A 14,180-nucleotide genomic window follows, 5' to 3' on the forward strand; every position below is an offset into this window, starting at 1 on the left:
TTTCGACGTGATTCTACCGAATCTCAGAATTATTGAGGCGGCTGGACTGTCGTTAAACCCAGATTGCTCCAAGACTGCATTCCGCCCCGATACCAGTAGATCTTGTCTGCGGGGTAACCCATGCTGACCAGCTCTTTGATATTGGTGGGCGATTGTCCGCACCAAGGGCCATTACAGAACAGGACGAGTGTTTTGGCGCCTCTGAAATCCCATATCCCGTCTTGGACTTTCGCGTTGAATGTATCTGTCAACAAAGACTCGACGACAAGCGGTTCGTAGGTGGAGGAACCACGATAAATTTGAGTCCAGGGGATATTCACAGCGCTTGGAATTGTCCCTTTGCGGTACCAGTCCGGCGTGCGGGAATCAATGATTTCAATTGATTTATCTCCTTCGGCCTTTTTCTTCAGGAATTGCAGCATTTCCAATTCGCCGATGGTGTGCACACCTGGCAAAAGCTGCATGGGTTGAATGCAGAAGGGTGGGCAATCGCGGCTGGTCATCGCATAGTCGGGGTTGACCGTGTGGTCCGGATTCTGGTTGCGCATGATGACTACCGATTTTCCATGATCAATCACGGTGATCGATGGCAAATCGGTTGTGATGTTGACGCGTAACTCAGATTTTTCAGCGGCTGTGCACGCGGATGAGCTCAGAAGGGATGAGGCCAGAAGAGATGAGACCAAAAGAGATGAGTAAAGGCTCACCGCAAGAAAGGTCATTGATATAGTTTTCTTGACCATGACGAACCTCGTTCTGTTTTTGTTACGATGCTCAGAATTAGCAACTAATTTTATCGACGTCAATGAAATCCGTTCTTTAGAATTTAATTGAATGCTGATTATTAGAAGCCTAAAATGCCGCATAGGCGGTATTTTGTAGATAATCTATAGACATTAAGGAAAACTAATGAGAATTTACTTATTGATTGCTTTGGGTGGCTCGATGGGCGCCATAGCGCGCTATGCAGTTATTAACTGGGTAACGCATCATCTGGGCCGCGCCTTTCCATTCGGCACCTTGACGGTGAATGTGGTCGGCTCGGCACTGATGGGGTTTCTTGGTGTTTATTTGCTGCAAAAATTCCATATTTCTGCGGAATATCGCGTGGCGATTTTGACCGGTTTTCTGGGCGCATTCACCACCATGTCTACGTTTTCAATTGATTCCCTTTCATTGATTGAGAAAAACCAGTGGTTCATGGCGAGTGTTTATATCGCTGTTACCGTGGTCGTTTGCATTGCAGCGGCTCGTGGCGGGATGATCTTGGCAGAAAGGGTCTGATTGGATCGATCCGTGTTCAATCCCGACGAGCTCAAAGCTCAGATCAAGGTTTGGGCAATTGAACTCGGCTTTGACGAACTCCGGGTCACGGACACTGATCTGTCCCATTACGAGGCGGGATATCTTGATTGGATAGCCCAAAAGCATCAGGGCACGATGGATTATCTGGTCACGCACGGTTTGAAGCGTTTCCGCCCGGCAGAACTTGTGCCGGGTACGCTGCGGGTGCTTGCGGTGCGCAAAAACTATTTGCCCCCCGATTCATCGGGTCCGCGCGATGTGCTGCACAACCCCGAACTGGGTTATGTGTCCCGGTATGCATTGGGGCGTGATTATCACAAAGTAATGCGAAGTAATTTGCAGAAGCTAGCGGAACGAATCACGCAAGAAATCGGCGCGTTCGGTTTTCGCGCTTTTGTGGATTCCGCACCCGTGTACGAGACCGGGTTGGCCGAGAAGGCCGGCATCGGCTGGAAGGGCAAGCACTCCCTGATTTTAAACCGGCAGGGGGGTTCCTGGTTTTTTCTGGGTGAGTTGTTCATCGACTTCGATTTGCCGGTCGATGAGCCGGTTGAATCCCACTGCGGATCGTGCACCGCCTGCATTACGGTGTGCCCCACGCAAGCCATCGTCGCAGACGGGGTGGTCGATGCCCGCCGGTGCATCTCCTATCTTACGATTGAATCCAAGGACGACATCCCACCGGAATTTCGCGAGGCAATGGGCAATCGGATTTACGGTTGTGATGATTGCCAGCTGGTATGCCCCTGGAATCGATTTGCCCGTGTGGCGGCCGATGCCGATTTTCGTGCGCGCCACGGTCTGGACGCACCGGGCCTGATTGAATTGTTTCTGTGGGATGAGCCGACTTTTTTGCACAAAACCGAAGGCATGGCGATTCGCCGGATCGGATGGCAGCGCTGGTTGCGTAACGTGGCCGTGGCACTGGGGAACCTCTTGCGAAACCAACCAGATAACACCTCGGCTGTGGCGGCGTTACAGGCACGATGTGGACAGGTGGGTGATCAACTGGATCGGCACATCCAATGGGCATTGGCTCAGCGGGAAGGATTGCCTAACGGGGAATCTAAAACCGCCAAAATGTTTGAAGATGCTTTATCAATGCCAGAATAGGCGCGATGTCCTGTTCTGATGGTGTGTCGATTACAAGCAGGACAAATGGCTCGTTTTTGAGGCTCAAAGATTGCAGGAAACAATCCTTTTCAATCAGCGTTTGGCCATTCACATCAAGCAGAGGCTTTAACTTGTAACGGTTTTCCCTTGAAATAACCAAACCTTTCATCCCGGTCATTAATCGCGCAAGCAGTGGGTTTTCAGCCAACGTGACGTCTTTGGGTATGGCTGAACCCGACACCCGTTTGTTGATCTTGACCTGAAGCCTGGAAGCAGACGGCGTTCTGCTAAGAACGACGAATTCAACCAGTTTCAAATCCTCGATTAGAGAGGACATGAGCGACTTGATGAGGTTGTTCGGCGTGCGTGTCTGCGATGTCGCTCGGCGCGAGAAGTTTAGCAGGGCCTGTTCTTGTGTGTTTGGCGGCAGTCCGTATTGCGCAGGGAGCGGCCAGTGCCCTGGTGCCGAGGCACTATCGATCAGCAGTGCTGCGGTGCTGTAAAAGCCCATAGGCTCGAATTCACGTGCGGTTTGAACCGCAACTTGATGAATTAATTGATTAGTGGCTGCGCAGTCACGTTTCAGTAAATCGGAAATTTCCTTTTGTGTCGCAATGATTTCCGGGTGATACCAACCCATCTCACTGAAAAAGCTGATGCGTCTGGCCAAAAGTACGATGGTTTGATGTTGACGCGCGAGAATGGGCGTGGAGGCTTCATCCTCAAATAACTGCGTCGGCAGATAATAAAAATCATTGAGTGATTTTTCTAGTAATTTCAGCGTGATGCCTTCGGTTTGCAAAGCAGACTTAATGGCGTGCCCCAGTGTGCTGATCTTTTTATCCCGAACCTGAGTCAAGGCCATGCGCATCAATTCAGGAGCATCACGCCACAGGGCAAGTTCAATGAAATTATGGAGCAGGGTGGCGACAACTACGATTTCGTAGCTGGTATCACGCAGTTCGACCAGCCAGCTTTCCGCATGGCGCGCGGCATGCAGACTACGTGCAACGGCCACGAGATAACCTGCCAGTTGCTGTTCGTCTGTAATGGTTTCTTCGAGGATGGGCAATTTGGGAATCTGTTGCCGGCTCCACGTGTCGCCCAGCAAAGACAATGCATGATCCAGACTGTGCGGCGCATCGCGTTGTTTTGCCCGTTGTGCTCGGGCGGCAGACCCCATGACAAAGCCACAGGCGGCCGGATCGCGTCGCAGCCACCCCACCAACTCGCCCTGATCGATTTCATCCCGTCGCAACACCGTCGTCAGCTGTCGGTGCACCTCAGCGCGCACAGGTAGTGGCGTTTTTTTAAGATGGGCGATCCAGTCGGCGGGTAGCGTCATGGCTTCATATCATTCAGATTTTTACAGCCATTTCGGCTGCGTTGCCGGTGTAGTCGGCAGGAGTCATGGCGATCAGCCGTTCCTTTGCTTCATCCGGGATACCGTCCAATTGCTGTATGAATACGCGCATGGCTTCGGCATCGACGGTTTGACCGCGAGTGAGCGCCTTGAGTTGTTCGTATGGGTTTTCCATGCCATAGCGTCGCATGACTGTCTGAATGGCTTCGCCGAGAATAACCCAGTTCTGATTCAGTTCGGCCCGCAAACGCGCCTCGTCGACCTCAAGTTTGCCCAGCCCTTTGAGCAATGATCGGTAGGCAATCAGGCTGTGCGCCAAGCCGACGCCGAGCGTGCGCAGAACGGTTGAATCGGTTAGGTCGCGCTGCCAACGGCTGATGGGCAGTTTCTGCGCCAAATGCGTGAGCAGGGCATTCGCCACGCCGAGATTGCCCTCGGCATTCTCGAAGTCGATCGGATTGACCTTGTGCGGCATCGTGGAGGAGCCGATTTCACCGGCTACGACGCGCTGTTTGAAATGCCCGAGGGCAATCGAGCCCCAGATGTCGCGTGCAAAATCAATCAATATGGTATTGAAGCGCGCGACCGCGTCAAACAGCTCGGCAATGTAGTCGTGCGGTTCGATCTGGATGGTGTACGGGTTTGGTGTCAGTCCCAGCGAACGGATGAAGTTCTCGGAGAACTCAGGCCAGTCGAGTTCGGGGTAGGCGGCCAGATGCGCATTGAAATTGCCCACCGCGCCGTTGATCTTGCCGAAGAGTGGGATGGCTTCGACTTGTTCGCGCTGACGCATCAGTCGCGCCAACACATTGGCGATTTCCTTGCCGATGGTGCTGGGTGAAGCGGGTTGGCCGTGCGTGCGGGACAGCAGTGGGATTGCGGCCCAAGCATGGGCTTTGGCGCGCAGGTCGGCGATGATTTCATCCATGACGGGCAATAGCACTTCCCTGCGCGCGCCCTTGAGCATCAGCCCGTAGGCGAGGTTATTGATGTCCTCGGACGTGCAGGCAAAATGGAAGAACTCGCTCAAGTCTCGCAGTTCGGCGAAATCGGCTACCTGTTCTTTAAGAAAGTACTCGACGGCTTTGACGTCGTGGTTGGTGGTGCGTTCGATGGTTTTGACGCGTTCGGCATCCGCGATGGAAAACTGTTCTGCAATTTCATCGAGGTGTTGACGCGCCGCCTGCGAAAGCGCGGGGACCTCGCTGATACCGGGGTGGGCGCTCAAGGCCTTGAACCATTCGATTTCGACAAGGACACGGTACTTGATCAGGGCAAATTCACTGAAAAAGGCTCGTAATGGCTCGGTTTGGCGGGCATAACGTCCATCAACAGGGCTGATGGCAGTGAGCGTGGCTTCAGGCGTCGTCATTGGGTCTTCCTGCAATTGTCTGAATAAGTGTTTGTTGTTTATTGTTTGGCGGTGTTGTCTTTCAAAACATTCGCCAGATCTTGAATCAGTTGACGCAGAGCGCCCACCATCAGGCGTTGATCGGCATCGAGTTGCTGGTCGGCGTCGTCAATCATTTCCCCCGAGTCGTCTGTATCCAGAAGTTCAGTCGGCTTGATTTTGGCCAGACCGCCATCGGCACGCAAGGTAAACCGGATTTGTTCACGCCAGATCAGCTCTAGTTGATCGACTTTCATGCCTTCGTGTAAATGAGCGACCACGTGGGGATCCGGCAACGCAAGTTTGGATACCGTCACAGTACCACCTTCGCGCAAATCGACCAGCTTGGCTCCTTCACCGATGTCAAATCCGGTCGGGGGTGTGCCCAGCAGCCATGAGGCGAGATGAGCTGAAATATCCTGTATGCCAAAAAACGGCACCATGCGCCATTGACCAATCTGTTCGCGCAGTTGGTTGCTGGTGCGCTCGATCTTGGTTGCCGTGAGTGTATCGAACCACACTTGCTGGTTCTTGCGATCAATGATGGCTTGGGTGTTCGATTGCCGGGGAAATGCCTGAGGGAGCAGTTCCAGCAAAACCGCATCGCGCATGGCGATCTTTTCCGCTTTGCTGGGCTCACCGGTGGTGCCGGCCCGGGCGAGCAGCCGTTGATCTGCCATGTCACGAACAACCGATGAAGGCACGCTACGCTCTTCACGCTGCAATACGATGCGCGCGGCACCATCGGTCTCATGAACATACTGTTCGCCGATGGCGGTTTGCCAGCCGACCGACTCGGCCTGCTGCGGTCGTGTCGGGGAGAAGGGGTGTTCTTTCAATGCGGTATTGAGGGTAGAAAAGTCCGGGCATTCGGATTCGAGACGATAGACAGATAATTGACGAAAAAACATGATTTCCTCCACAAACGAGCCGACATTATGCCGTAAGGTTCAATGCTCTGCCTTAACGAAACAGTAATGTTGCCGAGATGTATTCATGGGCATGTCTTGGGCTTGCTTGAACATGATCTTCAGAGGCACGGCACTGTATAAAGGTTGGGTTGTTGGAATTGTGATTGGTTGGTTGCATTTCGAGCGTTTATTGCGTTTATACTCTCGAGCAAGCCTTGCACGACGTGGGTGCTATGTTACGTGTTATGACTGTCGCGTCTTGTGTCCTGATGACCTCGGTCTTCGGAGCTGGCGGCACATCAGTTGTGCCAAAGAACCTGAGCGTCAAACCATGGGTTCTTTTATTCGATTTTAATTCAATCTCTGCTGGAACTTTTTATGCCCTCTGCCGAGCAATCCGCTGTTGAAATTCGCCTTGAAGACTACACCCCACCGGATTTTTTGATTGATACGGTTGATTTGACGTTTGATCTCTCGCCCAGCCAGACCCATGTGCGCTCGCAGATGAAAATCCATCGCAATGGCGTTCATGATCGTGCTTTGGTACTTAATGGTGAGCACATGACTCTGCTGAGCGTGCAGGTCGATGGACGTGCGCTGACGGAAAATCAATATGTTCTCACCGAGACGACGCTCACCATCTTCGATGTGCCAGATCAGGCCCATGTCGTGATCGAAAACCGGATTGATCCTGCTTCCAATACGGCTTTGGAAGGTCTGTATCAATCGGCCGGGAATTTCTGCACCCAATGCGAGCCGGAAGGTTTCCGCCGAATCACCTATTTTATTGACCGTCCGGATGTGCTTTCCCGTTACACCGTGACCTTGATCGCCGAAGCCGATCTTTACCCCATTCTGTTGTCGAACGGTAATCCCGTCGCTGCTGAAAAATGTGTGGACGGCAAGCACATGGCACGCTGGGTGGACCCACACCCCAAGCCGTCTTATCTGTTTGCACTGGTGGCCGGTAATCTGACACGGATCACAGATGAATTCGTCACTCAGTCGGGCAAAACCGTTGAACTGGGTATTTATGTCGAGGCGCATAATGCTGACCGCTGCGACCACGCCATGGCGTCGCTCAAGCATGCGATGCGTTGGGATGAGCAGGTTTATGGTCGCGAATACGACCTTGATGTCTTCAACATTGTGGCTGTTGACGACTTCAATATGGGCGCGATGGAAAACAAGGGGTTGAATGTCTTCAACTCGCGTTACGTTCTGGCAAAACCGGATACCGCCACCGATGGCGATTACGCCGGGATCGAATCCGTGGTGGCGCACGAATATTTCCACAACTGGTCGGGTAATCGCGTCACCTGTCGGGACTGGTTCCAGCTTTCACTCAAGGAAGGCTTCACCGTGTTCCGCGATCAGGAGTTCTCTGCCGATATGGGTTCGCGCGCGGTCAAGCGTATCGCCGATGTCAATTTACTGCGGCAAGTTCAGTTCGCCGAGGATGCGGGGCCGCAGGCGCATCCGGTGCAGCCCAAGGCCTATCGTGAAATCAATAACTTCTATACTTCAACGGTATATAACAAGGGCGCAGAAGTCGTGCGGATGCTGCGCAATTTGCTGGGTGCAGACACCTTCCGTCAGGGTACGGATCTGTATTTTGATCGTTTTGATGGTCAGGCAGTCACCATCGAGGATTTTGTTTCCTGCATGGCCGAAGTCAGTGATCTCGATCTGGCCGAATTCCGGCAGTGGTACGACGTGGCGGGTACGCCCAAACTGCTTGTGCGCGATGAATACCTTGAAGGCCAATACATTCTGAATATCGATCAGATGGTGCCAGAGTCCGCCAAAGGGCACCCCTACATGCTGCCCTTTGGTTTTGCCTTGTTTGACGAGGCGGGGCAACCCGTATTGCTCGATGGCAAGGCTGAGCACATCTTGATTGTCGAACAATTGTCCCAGTCCTGGACGTTTTCGATCGAGAAAAACCACGCCGATTTGCTCGTGCCTTCACTCAATCGTGGCTTCACCGCGCCGGTGGAGGTTCAGTACGATTACTCCGATGAGGCGCTCGGCGTGCTGAGCCGTGCCGATACCGATGCATTCAACCGCTGGGATGCTTTCCAGCGGCGTATCCAGCGTTGCCTGTTGGGCCGTATCAGAATGGCTATGGATGTCGGTTCGGTCGGCGAGGATGCCTTGCCCGAAGATCTCTCGAAGGCGTTCGGGCAGTTATTGCTTGAGGCGGCTCAGGATCCGATGTTCGTGGCTGAATGCATCGCATTACCCAGCGAGAATTATCTGGCTGATCAGTTCGATCACGACACGCCCGTCGAATGGATACACCATGAGCGTGCGCGGCTGCGTCAGCAACTGGCGGCGGAATGGGAGTCGACGTTGCAGTTGATTTATCAAAGCCACGATCAGGATGGCGTGTATCGCTTCGAATCCCGCGCGGCAGGCCAGCGGCAGTTGCGGCGACAGGTTTTATCCTATCTGTGCAGCTTGAAACGCTCGGCATGGACACAATTGGCTAAAGAACAATTCGAACGTGCCGATAACATGACCGAATCCTTTAACGCCTTAGTTGCTTTAAATGTGAGCGATTCTGCCGAGTTTGAGCACGTGTTGACCGCGTTCGAGGCGCGTTGGCGGCATGATCCACTGGTCATGGATAAATGGTTTGCGCTACAGGCGCAACGCAGTGATGAGAATGCATTGGCTCGCGTGCAGGGCTTGATGGAACATCCAACGTTCTCCATCAAGAATCCAAATCGAGTTCGTGCCCTGATTGGTAGTTTTGCGCGAATCAATCCGTTGCGTTTCCATGATAGTAGCGGCTCGGGTTACCAATGGTTGGCAGATCGCATCATTGAGCTCGATGCCATGAATCCGCAGATTGCCGCGCGCATGGCTTCGGTATTCAATACGTGGAAACGTTTTGACGGTAATCGTGCGGCGTTGATGCGTGCGGCATTGAAAAAAATCCATGATCGACCGGATTGCTCGGCTGATCTGGCGGAAATTACCGGAAAAGCGCTGGGTCATTGACTCAATTGGATGAACACAAACGGTATGCGTCGCGATCAGCCGCACGGTTAAAGACAGGAAAAGCATGAACGTAATCATTGGATGGGTCTTGTTGTTTGGTGCCGTGCTGGGTGGTTTTGCGCTTGCAGGCGGCCACCTCATCGTGCTGGTACAACCCGTTGAATACATCATCATCATCGGTGCTGCTCTGGCTGCTTTCGTTGCAGGCAATTCCGGTAAAACCATGAAGGCGACGATGGGCGGTTTCGCGACAGCGCTCAAAGGGTCAAAATACAAAAAAGCCCTGTACATGGAGACGCTAGCCCTGCTGTATCACATCTTCACCCGTGCGCGTAAAGAAGGTTTGATGGCCATTGAGGAAGACATCGAGGATCCGCAGAATAGTGCGCTCTTCAAGGAAGCACCCAGCGTATTGGCCGATCACCATGCATTGGATTTTATTACCGATTACTTGCGACTGATGGTGTCGAGCACGCTTGATGTGCATCAGATCGATAACCTTATGGATATCGATATCGACACGCACCACCAGGAGGCTTCGCTGCCCGGTACTAATATCGCGAAAATTGCCGATGGTCTGCCAGCGTTCGGTATTGTTGCCGCAGTTTTGGGCGTGGTGCACACCATGGAATCAGTTGCCGAGCCACCTGCCGTGCTCGGCGGGCTTATTGCGGCTGCATTGGTGGGTACCTTTCTGGGTATTCTGGTATCGTATGGCTTGGTAGCGCCCGTTGCAGCCAATCTTGAGCACAAGGTGAACGATTCCACCAAGTACTACCAGAGCATCAAGGCGGCAATGATTGCCTTTATGAATGGTTACCCGCCTCAAGTAGCCGCCGAATTTGGCCGCAAGGTGCTGTTTTCTTCTGATCGCCCCGGCTTCCAGGAGCTCGAAGAGTTCCTCAAGAAAAAATAACGTGCCGATGCCCGCTCATTTCTCTTCGAGATCATTCTGATGGCCGAACAGCCGGATCAATCCAAACCGATCATCATCAAGAAGGTCAGCAAAGGTCATGGCGGCCATCATGGTGGGGCGTGGAAGATTGCCTACGCCGACTTCGTGACTGCGATGATGGCCTTCTTCCTGTTGATGTGGCTGTTGGGTTCGGTTGGTGAAGTTAAACTCAAAGGCATCGCGGATTACTTCAATAATCCGGTCAAGGTAACCTTGGAAGGTGGCCCCAGTGCCGGTATGTCGGTCAGTTTGATCGATGCAGGTGGTGAGGATCTGACGCGCAAAGAAGGGCAGGTTCGCAATGGGAGCGAGCCCCCTGCGAAGATCGAGACCGATCAGAAGAAGATGACCGAGGAAGAGGCACGGAAGAAAATTGAGGAAGAAGACAAGAAGCGGATCGAAAATCTGAAAAAGGAGCTTGAGTCCCTGATCAATGTCGATCCAGCCCTCAAGGCTTACAAAGATCAGATCAAGCTGGATATGACGCGGGATGGTTTGCGCATCCAGATCATCGATCAGGCCAATCGCCCCATGTTCAAGATCAGTTCGTCTCGACTTGAACCCTATGCTGCCGAGATTCTGAAAAAACTGGCGCCGGTCATCAACAAATTGCCCAATCGTCTAAGTATCACCGGCCATACCGATTCGCTTCCCTACAACGGTGTGGATCGTACCAACTGGGAGCTTTCGGCCGATCGAGCCAATGCCGCCCGGCGCGAGTTGGTTCAGGATGGTTATGATGAGTCGAAATTGTTACGCGTGGTCGGCATGGCAGCCGCCTTGCCATTCATTCCATCGGATCCAGCCGATCCACGGAATCGACGGATTTCAATCATCGTCATGAACGACAGCGCCGCTGAACGTGTTCTGCACCCCATGGATTTCGGTGCGGATAAAACCACGGATAAACCAGAATCCAACGCTTCCGCAACGACAGCACCTGCCGATCTTATTCAAACCCCGGCAACGCCGACAACAAGCACGCCTGAAACAACAATCGAGGGAATAACAGGCACGATCACCAATCCCGGCATTGTGCCCCCAGCGCCCGCTCAGCCTGCAACAGCCAAACCATAATCTGCCTCAATGCCTCGCTTACTCGGCTTTGTTCTCGCCTTGATTGTATTGAGCCTTGGCGTCGCCATTACCGCTGGTCTGCTCTATTTACTTCGTGATAAGGGTTTGCCACATCTGCCATTGTGGTTGGCTGCCATCGTGGCAGGCGTACTGGCGATGAGTTTCGGTTGGCGGCTCCTTCCTTCCTGGTGGCGTCCTGTCTTGCTTGCTATGCCACTGGCCGCATTGCTTTCATTGACGATTAATCCAGTTTGGTTTCTTGTTGCCGCTGTGATTTTGATGGCTTTGCAATGGAATGCCATTTTCAACCGAATTCCACTCTACCGCTCTGATGCCATGGTCAGTCGCGTTCTTGCCGATTTCATGCTTGAGGAAAAGCACCACTCCCTGCTGGATATCGGTTGTGGCGATGGTCGTTTATTGCTTCGATTGTCACAAGCGCTGCCTGATGCGCAATTCGTCGGGATTGAAAGTGCGCCGGTGTTGTACCTGATCGCACGCTGGCGCTGCCGCAAGCAAAGCAATTGCACGATTCAATATGGCGATTTCTGGAAAATGGATTGGTCGCCATACGATGTGGTATTCGCATTTTTGTCTCCGGAACCCATGCTTCAGGTCTGGAGAAAGGCGGGGCGCGAGATGAAGGCAAATGCCGTGTTACTCAGTTTGGCATTTTCGGTGCCGGGAATAGAGGAGAGTCGTCTCGTGCCCGCACAACATTTTGATATGTATCTATATGTTCTGCCGGTTTTGCAAGATTTTGACCGCTGACAGATGTGGTTAAGCTTCGGGTTTCATAAATTGCAGGCGAAAAAAAAGACCCTTCCGAGTCTTCTGTAAATTCTGATTCACACCAGAGCCAAGGGCGGTAAACCGATGGCTCGTACTGTATCTAAGCGTATTACCTAAAAGGTTTTAGACTTAGTGGCGTGAACGGAATTCACCACGATCGCCGCCGCGATCATTGGTACGCTCGCGAGGACGGGCTTCGTTGACACGAATGTTGCGACCGTTCAGGTCGGTATTGTCCAGTTGCTCGATGGCAGTCATGCCAGCAGCTTTGTCTGCCATTTCAACAAACGCGAAACCCTTAGAGCGACCTGTCGCCATGTCTTGGATTACTTTGGCGGATTTAACTTCGCCGAAAGCTTCGAAAGCAGAACGAACGTCTGCATCGCCAGATTGATAGGACAGGTTGCCAACATAGATATTAATCATCGGAAAAAATACTCTCGTACACGTGCTATCGTTTCAACCAAAGGGTTTGTATAGCACTAAAACGCACCCTTCGGGTGTTTATGGTGGGGCACAATTATTTGCGCCTTGATAAACACACTACTGACATTAAAGCAAACGTCATCAATTACAAGCAGTTTTTCACCCTGAGGTTTGAAATGAACCGAAGGTGTTGTTAATTAGATAATTTTTGTTTCATTCTTTTGTCATTTAAAGATGGGTTTATCCGTTGTGCTCAAATGTCTGTCAGTTTTTCTGCGAGCCAGTAACGCACAAACTGTTGCGCAACGCGTCCACTTCGTGACCCGCGCAGGCGTGCGAACATCAGCGCCTCTTTTTGCCAATTTGTTTCATCACGGATTTCGCGGGTTTGTTCTGGTGTTGCTGCCTCGAAGGTTTCGATCTGCGCCCGCACGATATCCAGATATTGATCTTGATTGAAAGGATGGAATGCCAGCCATAACCCAAACCGCTCTGATAATGACACTTTCTCGTCGATCGCATCGCCTTCGTGAAGCTCGCCTTCAACCACTTGCGCGGTGAGATTGTCCTGCATGGATTCCGGGAGCAGGTGCCTGCGGTTGGAGCTGGCGTAAACAAGCACGTTATCCGGTGGCGCCATCAGGGAGCCATCCAGCAGGGCCTTCAAGCCCTTGTAACTGGCATCGTTTGCTTCAAACGACAGATCATCAATGAATAGAATGTATTTTCGATCCTGATCGCCCAAGATTTGAATCAGATCGCCCAGAGCCGCCAGACCTCCGCGATCCAGTTCGATCATCCCAAGCTCTTTTCCTCCGTGACGGGTGAGGATTGCTCGGATGATCGAACTCTTTCCAGTGCCGCGAGCACCCCAAAGGAGCACATGATTGGCTGGCCTGCCACTCAGAAACAGACGTGTATTTCGTTCGATCTGTTCAAGCTGTTTCTCTCGATGGAGAAGTTCTTCAACCGGGATCAGCGCAGGATGGTGAATGACTTTGAAGCCCGTTTCTGGGTGCCATCGCTGGGCCAGAGCGCGCGCATCCGGTTTTTCTCTGAAGCCCTGTTTGCGCTTGCTTTCCACTTGTGAGAGCAGTTCAATCAGGCCGGCGATTGATGATTTGTTAGAATGGTTGAAACGCATGTCATGCCTCATGGCGGGTTGTCGAGTAATAAACGAGACCGTGGCTGATGAATTTGGTTCTGTATTATTCTACGTTCTGACTGCTTGCATAGGGCGTTTCCTGCCCACCGATAGGCCGCTGCGAGCAAAACTGATTCGATAACACACGGATACAAGACCATGCCCGATATGACCGTCCCCGCTGTATTGTTTGCCTTGGTGCTCTTGATCCTTTTGGGGCAGTGGTTGGTGGTGCGGCGAGCAAAATCAATGCGGGGGCAAACGGTACCTGAGCAATTAGTGCATGCCTGTCAGTCCGTGGAAGGATCCGACCATTCGGTAAATTCGTTCGAAGATCGGTCGGATATGAATGTTCTGGTAGCTTTCGATGCGCCAAATTGTGGTGCGTGTCGCAAAATGGCTCCAGCTCTGGCAAATATCGCCGAGCGTTATCCGGGTAGGGTCTTTTGCTTATCGGTGGTGGAGCATAGAACGCTGGCACAAACGCTGCGCATTATGGGAACGCCGACGATGTTGCTTGTTCGAAATGGTCAAATCGTGGGGGTGTTTGTCGGCATTACCCCCTTGTCTCGTTTGTTTCAGCGCTTGCAGTTCACATGGCCCGAGATTGTTCCGGTTGATACATCTTCGGGGAAGCTCGAAAAACCAGTCATTCCCCTGTAGTAGGCAATCCAGCCTCACCGCGCTGCTGCGCG

13 protein-coding genes are annotated in these 14,180 nt (G+C 52.4%); 7 read left to right on the forward strand and 6 right to left on the reverse strand.

What is annotated here, in order from left to right:
- Positions 1 to 29: 29 nt before the first annotated feature.
- The gene (locus HNEAP_RS05170; RefSeq protein ID WP_041600741.1) at positions 30 to 722 is read right to left on the reverse strand and encodes a rhodanese-like domain-containing protein; all 693 of its coding nucleotides are present in this window, start codon (positions 720 to 722) and stop codon (positions 30 to 32) included.
- Positions 723 to 909: 187 nt separating this feature from the next.
- Here HNEAP_RS05170 and crcB point away from each other — a divergent pair, with 187 nt between their 5' ends.
- Together crcB and queG are read left to right on the forward strand one after the other, a co-directional pair.
- Entirely contained in the window at positions 910 to 1,284 is a 375-nt protein-coding gene (crcB, locus tag HNEAP_RS05175) for a fluoride efflux transporter CrcB (protein ID WP_012823901.1), read from the forward strand.
- Positions 1,285 to 2,418 (forward strand): tRNA epoxyqueuosine(34) reductase QueG, encoded by a 1,134-nt coding sequence (gene queG / locus HNEAP_RS05180; RefSeq protein ID WP_133484581.1) that lies wholly within the window; start codon positions 1,285 to 1,287, stop codon positions 2,416 to 2,418.
- On the opposite strand, the gene HNEAP_RS05185 is transcribed toward queG, so the two are convergent.
- From HNEAP_RS05185 to HNEAP_RS05195, 3 genes are read right to left on the reverse strand one after another with little or no spacing between them, the layout of a single operon-like run.
- The gene (locus HNEAP_RS05185) at positions 2,372 to 3,763 is read right to left on the reverse strand and encodes a hypothetical protein (protein ID WP_012823903.1); all 1,392 of its coding nucleotides are present in this window, start codon (positions 3,761 to 3,763) and stop codon (positions 2,372 to 2,374) included. The two genes, queG and HNEAP_RS05185, sit on opposite strands and share 47 nt — an antisense overlap.
- A 13-nt stretch (positions 3,764 to 3,776) precedes the next feature.
- Positions 3,777 to 5,153, reverse strand: coding sequence for an adenylosuccinate lyase (purB, locus tag HNEAP_RS05190; RefSeq protein ID WP_012823904.1), 1,377 nt, complete (start codon positions 5,151 to 5,153; stop codon positions 3,777 to 3,779).
- 38 nt (positions 5,154 to 5,191) lie between these two features.
- On the reverse strand, positions 5,192 to 6,082 hold the full coding sequence (locus HNEAP_RS05195) for a recombination-associated protein RdgC (RefSeq protein ID WP_012823905.1): 891 nt from the start codon (positions 6,080 to 6,082) through the stop codon (positions 5,192 to 5,194).
- A 378-nt stretch (positions 6,083 to 6,460) separates the two neighbouring features.
- Between HNEAP_RS05195 and pepN the strand changes: the two genes are divergently transcribed.
- From pepN to HNEAP_RS05215, 4 genes are all read left to right on the forward strand, one after another.
- Complete coding sequence (gene pepN / locus HNEAP_RS05200; protein ID WP_012823906.1) at positions 6,461 to 9,091, forward strand: aminopeptidase N; 2,631 nt, start codon at positions 6,461 to 6,463, stop codon at positions 9,089 to 9,091.
- A 64-nt stretch (positions 9,092 to 9,155) separates the two neighbouring features.
- Positions 9,156 to 10,007 carry a flagellar motor stator protein MotA gene (gene motA / locus HNEAP_RS05205; RefSeq protein ID WP_012823907.1) on the forward strand — a complete coding sequence of 284 codons (852 nt, stop codon included), beginning with the start codon at positions 9,156 to 9,158 and terminating at the stop codon, positions 10,005 to 10,007.
- A 39-nt stretch (positions 10,008 to 10,046) separates the two neighbouring features.
- On the forward strand, positions 10,047 to 11,123 hold the full coding sequence (gene motB / locus HNEAP_RS05210) for a flagellar motor protein MotB (RefSeq protein ID WP_012823908.1): 1,077 nt from the start codon (positions 10,047 to 10,049) through the stop codon (positions 11,121 to 11,123).
- A 9-nt stretch (positions 11,124 to 11,132) separates the two neighbouring features.
- Entirely contained in the window at positions 11,133 to 11,894 is a 762-nt protein-coding gene (locus tag HNEAP_RS05215; protein ID WP_012823909.1) for a class I SAM-dependent methyltransferase, read from the forward strand.
- A 150-nt stretch (positions 11,895 to 12,044) separates the two neighbouring features.
- Here HNEAP_RS05215 and HNEAP_RS05220 read toward each other — a convergent pair whose 3' ends face one another.
- Both HNEAP_RS05220 and HNEAP_RS05225 read right to left on the reverse strand, forming a co-directional pair.
- Positions 12,045 to 12,341, reverse strand: coding sequence for an RNA recognition motif domain-containing protein (locus HNEAP_RS05220; RefSeq protein WP_012823910.1), 297 nt, complete (start codon positions 12,339 to 12,341; stop codon positions 12,045 to 12,047).
- Positions 12,342 to 12,594: 253 nt separating this feature from the next.
- Positions 12,595 to 13,485 (reverse strand): ATP-binding protein, encoded by an 891-nt coding sequence (locus tag HNEAP_RS05225; RefSeq protein WP_012823911.1) that lies wholly within the window; start codon positions 13,483 to 13,485, stop codon positions 12,595 to 12,597.
- 159 nt (positions 13,486 to 13,644) lie between these two features.
- On the opposite strand from HNEAP_RS05225, the gene HNEAP_RS12220 reads away from it, so the two are divergent.
- Positions 13,645 to 14,148 carry a thioredoxin family protein gene (locus tag HNEAP_RS12220; RefSeq protein WP_012823912.1) on the forward strand — a complete coding sequence of 168 codons (504 nt, stop codon included), beginning with the start codon at positions 13,645 to 13,647 and terminating at the stop codon, positions 14,146 to 14,148.
- Positions 14,149 to 14,180 lie beyond the last annotated feature (32 nt).

It is taken from the genome of Halothiobacillus neapolitanus c2, from assembly GCF_000024765.1.
GTDB lineage: Bacteria > Pseudomonadota > Gammaproteobacteria > Halothiobacillales > Halothiobacillaceae > Halothiobacillus > Halothiobacillus neapolitanus.

Coding starts and splice junctions, on each gene's coding strand:
- HNEAP_RS05220 (WP_012823910.1), bottom strand. CDS start 12,341: ATGATTAATATCTATGTTGGCAACCTGTCCTATCAATCTGGCGATGCA.
- crcB (WP_012823901.1), top strand. CDS start 910: ATGAGAATTTACTTATTGATTGCTTTGGGTGGCTCGATGGGCGCCATA.
- HNEAP_RS05225 (WP_012823911.1), bottom strand. CDS start 13,485: ATGCGTTTCAACCATTCTAACAAATCATCAATCGCCGGCCTGATTGAA.
- purB (WP_012823904.1), bottom strand. CDS start 5,153: ATGACGACGCCTGAAGCCACGCTCACTGCCATCAGCCCTGTTGATGGA.
- HNEAP_RS05215 (WP_012823909.1), top strand. CDS start 11,133: ATGCCTCGCTTACTCGGCTTTGTTCTCGCCTTGATTGTATTGAGCCTT.
- HNEAP_RS05195 (WP_012823905.1), bottom strand. CDS start 6,082: ATGTTTTTTCGTCAATTATCTGTCTATCGTCTCGAATCCGAATGCCCG.
- motA (WP_012823907.1), top strand. CDS start 9,156: ATGAACGTAATCATTGGATGGGTCTTGTTGTTTGGTGCCGTGCTGGGT.
- pepN (WP_012823906.1), top strand. CDS start 6,461: ATGCCCTCTGCCGAGCAATCCGCTGTTGAAATTCGCCTTGAAGACTAC.
- HNEAP_RS12220 (WP_012823912.1), top strand. CDS start 13,645: ATGCCCGATATGACCGTCCCCGCTGTATTGTTTGCCTTGGTGCTCTTG.
- HNEAP_RS05170 (WP_041600741.1), bottom strand. CDS start 722: ATGACCTTTCTTGCGGTGAGCCTTTACTCATCTCTTTTGGTCTCATCT.
- motB (WP_012823908.1), top strand. CDS start 10,047: ATGGCCGAACAGCCGGATCAATCCAAACCGATCATCATCAAGAAGGTC.
- HNEAP_RS05185 (WP_012823903.1), bottom strand. CDS start 3,763: ATGACGCTACCCGCCGACTGGATCGCCCATCTTAAAAAAACGCCACTA.